Source organism: Atribacteraceae bacterium, from assembly GCA_035477455.1.
Classification (GTDB): Bacteria; Atribacterota; Atribacteria; order Atribacterales; family Atribacteraceae; genus DATIKP01.
This window is the reverse complement of sequence record DATIKP010000146.1, coordinates 1-4,723: the sequence shown is the minus strand read 5'-3', so window position 1 is coordinate 4,723 and position 4,723 is coordinate 1. Positions and strand designations below refer to the sequence as shown.

Sequence of the window (4,723 nt, the reverse complement as noted above, 5' to 3'; positions counted from 1 at the left end):
CTTTTGCAGCAGAATTACTTATTGCAGTGGAATCAAAGATGGGAACATATGGCGTTGTGACCTGGTATAGATATTAGAAGGAGCGATGGGAGATAACCGCCGTGCGGGTCTGTCCATGATTCTCGGAAGAGGGATGGCCTTTTTCGGTCAATGGGTCGTGATGGGTTTGCGCTTCTTTAGGGTCTCTTCTTGACCAGATTGCCGGAAATCGTCATCCACTTCACCTCCTTCCCCCTTTGGGAAAGAGAGTTGCCCAGCCGCTTTGCAGGAACATAGGGAACGGGAGGGTCGCTGATGTTTGCGCAGACCCGTATGCACACAGAGACACTAAAAGATTATTTTGATCGATTGGCCGACTGTTGGGATGAACGGGTCGTTCACGACGGCTCCAAAATACGCCGGCTTTTTTCCTTGTTCGAGATTCCACCGAATGCCCGTATTTTGGATGTGGGTTCCGGTACCGGAGTACTGATACCAATTTTTCTGAAACGACTGGGAAGGGCAGGCCGGATAATCGCACTCGATTTCTCGGAAAGGATGCTCCAGATCGCTCGGGAAAAATTCGGCAACCGGGGGATCAAGTATGTATGTGAGGACGTGGAAAACTATGAACCAGGAGAGGAATTTGACGTGATTTCCTGTTATTCGTGCTTTCCACACTTTCGAAAACAAAAGCGCCTGTTAATGCGAATGGCTGGTTGGTTGAGAGCGGAGGGGTGGCTTGTGGTCATGCATTTGCAAGGTCGTGATCAGATCAACTCCCGGCATCGGGAAGCGGATGATGCGGTACAAAAGGACTATCTTCCACTAGCCGGTGTTGTGGCGGCATGGATGTGGGAAGCAGGTCTTAGTCCAGTCTTAACTGTCGATACCCAGGAACTCTATTTTGTGGGCGGAAAAAAAATTTGTGCATCAGTGAAACATTTCTGTCAGTCAACTTGTATATATAGGTAAAGGCAGGTATAAGCTCGAAAATCCCCCTGGAAAATTTATAAAACAGATGTTTGAATATTGACAAGAAAAGAATATTGATGTAGAATGGTGGCCGAAGTAGGATAGGAAGCTTTGACGAAGCAGATCAATAAAGTATCTTTCCCCTCCTTGCATTGGTCGGAACTGGTTCGAAAGGACTGGTTCCGACCAATGTTTTTCATGGTTGCTTTCTCCCTTCATCAGTCATTCCGTGGACAAGAGGCTTCAGACGGGTATTGAGATCGGTCAAACCGAAGGCTCGATAGTACTTGTCCATGGACCGTTCGATTTGCATGAGGACCATCTCTTCTGGTTCGTACCCATTACGAGTCAGATTCGCGTACAGCAGGTTACGGGCAGCGAGCACCTGGGGCGTGGACCAGATATACCGGCACCCGGTCTTGATCAACCAGGCCTTTCGTTTCGGAGAGAGATCGCAGAACCCAGTGGATCGTTCTTCATCCTGCAGCCATTTTTTCCACCGGCCACTTTCATAAACGGCGTTCTCCAAAACATCAAGGATTTTGGAAAGACGAACTACCTGATGGTTGCGGTATAATTTTTCCTCGATGATACTGAGCTGGACCAACGCGTTATATTCTTCTTCGGTAAACTCCGGACCGACGTTGGCTCCGCCTATCCCCGAGCGTGGATAATCCTCTGGATTGTCCACGTAGTCAGTATAATGTCCTTTGATGAAAGATCCGTAGGCGCGGGCTTTATTCACCAGAATTTGGGCCAAAGGGCCGTCAAAAAAGGTTGTGTGGAGGTCGGTCCCCACCTTTCCCACTACCAACACCGGCCAAACATCATCCAGTCCCTTTGCCGTCAGTCCGGCCTGGAGGCCGCCGAGAAAGCGGTCGAACACGGTTAGATCGGCCAGGCCGCCATGCACTTCTTCGGTACCCACCTCATAGGCAATGGGTGGCAGCTGTTTCGACCGCCGGAATCGCTCGGTATGTTCGATCAATTCGATGGTCCGCTCGACGACTCGTTCGATAGGGATATTGCTTCCCGGAGGAAGGGTCCGCTCGACGGTCGGATCGACATGGATCAAATCATAGCCTGCCTCCACTGCCGCCTCGAAAGACTGTTTGATCCAAGCCATGGAGCGTTCCAGCGTCCAATTTTCGATTGTCTGCAGGTCTTTCAACCAGGGACCACCATGGTCGACAGCAATAATGATCGGGCCCTGATAATCGATGGTCTCGGCTTCCTGCTTGATCGTTTCTGCAAATTCGAAATGGTTCAAACCGGTATATCCGCCATCCAGGTCAACCTGGTTGAGGGTGGCAGCGAATTTTATTGGAGCATTGGCCCTTTTAGCCGCACGCAGGGAAGCCTTAATCACTGCTTCTGAGTTAGGGCAAGCGGCGAACAGGGTCGCCGGTGTTTCGAGCTCTTTGATGGTTCTGAGCAGAAAGTCACATAAAGGGATCTTCCGCTCCCGGGCCATTTCCCGAAATTCACTGCTATCCACTGCTTGACGAGACATCATGGAAAAATCCTCCCTGGTTTGTTTATGCGAGCTTGCAATGAATGCTCCACAAAGAACTTCTCAATTGCCTCAACTACTGTAGCTGCCGCGGTATCGGCGGTCCGGCGGCTCGCTCCCGCAATGTGCGGGGTTAAGATCAGGTTGGAAGGAGTATCGACAAAACCGGTGCTGACCTGGGATTCGTCCCAAAAGGTATCCAGCGCGGCTCCGGCAATCCATTTCTCCCGCAGAGCCGTTTCTAAAGCGGTTTCGTTCACCAGGCGCCCTCTGGCTGTATTAATAAAAAGCGCGGTCGGCTTCATCAGGCGGAATTGTTTCCAGTCCATCATATTTTCCATGCCTATCGCGTACCGCAGGTGCAAGGAAACAATATCCGAAGTCTTCAATAATTCTTCAAGGTCGATTTTTTGCACGTTCGATTCAGCCATCGCTTCCGCACTGACAAAAGGATCATATGCGACGCACTCACAGTGAAAGGGAGCCAGTAAGCGGATACAAGCACGGGCAATATTCCCGAAACCAACAAATCCAATCCGTTGTTCGGAAAAGGGTGGATAAGCGTTGTCGTACCGGTAGTAAAAATTTTGGGTCCAGGCACCCCTTTTATAGGCTTCATGGGCCGCAACGATGGACCTGCGTAAGGCGATCATCAGGCCCACGACATACTCCGCCACTGCCTCAGTGCCTCGGAATGGGGTAGACACCACCGGAATTTTACGACTCGCGGCAAAAGTAACATCGACATTGACCGGTCCGCTTCGCAGGCAACCGATAATTTTCAAGTTCCTGGCGGTTTCGATCAACCGCCTATCCACCAACCCGATGTGGGTAATAATTGCCTCGCAGTCTCGAGCTTCTTCAATGGCCTCTTCCGGATAAGGGGTATATTCCTTGCATTCCCCATCATAGTGGAAAGGAATCTTGGGCCACTCGGTGTTAAAATATTTTCTTTCAGTTTGCAACCAAAAGGGCTTGTCTTGAACGGCTTTTTCCATGACCAAGGGGGTGCAAAAGAAATCACTGAGCACAATAACTTTTTTTTTCCCCATATTCCATCTCCCACAAGCAAACGGTTGAAGGGTATCATACTACCAAGCTAGGTTAGTCGGGGGCCTCAAGTCAGGCTCCGGTTCAAAGCTTTTTCCAAAACAGGCCACAGTGACACCTGCCGTCTCGTTCGACACTGCCCATACGGGTTTCCAAACATGGGCAGACATTTTCCTGAATATTATCGATCTTACAGGGGCAGTAAAAATCACCGAAACGCTCCCGTTTCTTCAGAAGGCCTTCAACGAGAGGGTCTTTCATATCATTGAAATGGTATCCCCTGAGTCGCGCGAAATTGTCCATCCTTTGTCTGATTTCCGTTGCCGGTTCCATGCCCGCGGGACGGCTCAAGAACCAGTTTCCCTGGGATTCCTTCATGATCAGAATTGCTCCGCAAACCGGACATATGGTGGGTTTTCCGGCGGCCTTTTCTTCCTTAATAAGAAAGGAGACCTCGCAAACCGGACACAGTATTTTTTCTCTCATTTATCCAGCGCCTCCCCGATGCGCAGCTCGTCGTATCCGACGATCACATCTTCGTCGATGACGATGACCGGAAAAGCCCTTCTTCCCGACAAACGCTGTACTTCCTTAATTGCGTTCTCTTTTTCGTCTTCGCGCAGGAGATCAATGTCGACGCTGTTGTATGAAATATTATGGTCGTCAAAATAGCTCTTGGCCATCCGGCAAAAAGGACAGGTGCTGAGGGCATATACCATAACATATTTCATGGCAGTCAACTCCTTTTTATTTTTCTTATTATAGCAGGGGAGGAAGCCCCCACGAACAAGAATGATTTCCCTTCTTGATTACAACTCGATTCATCGATCCCTATTCCGACCTTGTCTTGTTGTTATAAACAGTTCCGCGGTTCACGACGGATGTGGAATACGCATGCGTGAAAATTAGGAACGCGCAACACTCGTGAAGCTCCCCGACACGGGGATGTATCTATAATCATTTCGACCTAACCATTACAAACCGCAGACAAGAGAATTATGAACGATCACAAATTATGATTCTACTGCAATAAGTAATTCTGCTGCAAAAGAACGAAGGAAGCCTGGGCCTGAGTTGCCTAAATCAGCCGCCGAAATCACCGCATTTTCGAAGTAAATATGCCAAGGACGGCCTTTTCAGCAGCACTGCAACCGGACGTGGTCATTGATGCGTGTGAGAAAATGCCAGATGAGGCGGGGCTGATGG

At 49.6% G+C, this 4,723-nt stretch carries 5 protein-coding genes; 1 reads left to right on the top strand and 4 read right to left on the bottom strand.

Translation table 11 applies throughout. The features are described from left to right. Window positions 1-294: 294 nt before the first annotated feature. On the top strand, window positions 295-954 hold the full coding sequence (locus tag VLH40_08785) for a class I SAM-dependent methyltransferase (protein HSV32096.1): 660 nt from the start codon (window positions 295-297) through the stop codon (window positions 952-954). Between the two features lie 196 nt (window positions 955-1,150). Here VLH40_08785 and VLH40_08780 read toward each other — a convergent pair whose 3' ends face one another. From VLH40_08780 to VLH40_08765, 4 genes are all read right to left on the bottom strand, one after another. Continuing rightward, entirely contained in the window at window positions 1,151-2,470 is a 1,320-nt protein-coding gene (locus tag VLH40_08780) for a class II D-tagatose-bisphosphate aldolase, non-catalytic subunit (protein HSV32095.1), read from the bottom strand. Continuing rightward, window positions 2,467-3,519: an NAD(P)-dependent oxidoreductase gene (locus tag VLH40_08775; GenBank protein HSV32094.1), complete on the bottom strand. Its 1,053-nt coding sequence runs from the start codon at window positions 3,517-3,519 to the stop codon at window positions 2,467-2,469. Before VLH40_08775 ends, VLH40_08780 begins: the two co-directional genes overlap by 4 nt. An 82-nt stretch (window positions 3,520-3,601) precedes the next feature. Beyond that, window positions 3,602-4,003: a ferredoxin-thioredoxin reductase catalytic domain-containing protein gene (locus VLH40_08770; protein HSV32093.1), complete on the bottom strand. Its 402-nt coding sequence runs from the start codon at window positions 4,001-4,003 to the stop codon at window positions 3,602-3,604. Further along, window positions 4,000-4,248, bottom strand: a complete 249-nt coding sequence (locus VLH40_08765) for a glutaredoxin family protein (GenBank protein HSV32092.1) — start codon at window positions 4,246-4,248, stop codon at window positions 4,000-4,002. Before VLH40_08765 ends, VLH40_08770 begins: the two co-directional genes overlap by 4 nt. Between the last annotated feature and the right edge of the window lie 475 nt (window positions 4,249-4,723).

What these genes read in the sequence shown, in the direction of transcription:
- VLH40_08785 (HSV32096.1), top strand. Translation starts at nt 295, where the DNA reads ATGTTTGCGCAGACCCGTATGCACACAGAGACACTAAAAGATTATTTT.
- VLH40_08780 (HSV32095.1), bottom strand. Translation starts at nt 2,470, where the DNA reads ATGATGTCTCGTCAAGCAGTGGATAGCAGTGAATTTCGGGAAATGGCC.
- VLH40_08775 (HSV32094.1), bottom strand. Translation starts at nt 3,519, where the DNA reads ATGGGGAAAAAAAAAGTTATTGTGCTCAGTGATTTCTTTTGCACCCCC.
- VLH40_08770 (HSV32093.1), bottom strand. Translation starts at nt 4,003, where the DNA reads ATGAGAGAAAAAATACTGTGTCCGGTTTGCGAGGTCTCCTTTCTTATT.
- VLH40_08765 (HSV32092.1), bottom strand. Translation starts at nt 4,248, where the DNA reads ATGAAATATGTTATGGTATATGCCCTCAGCACCTGTCCTTTTTGCCGG.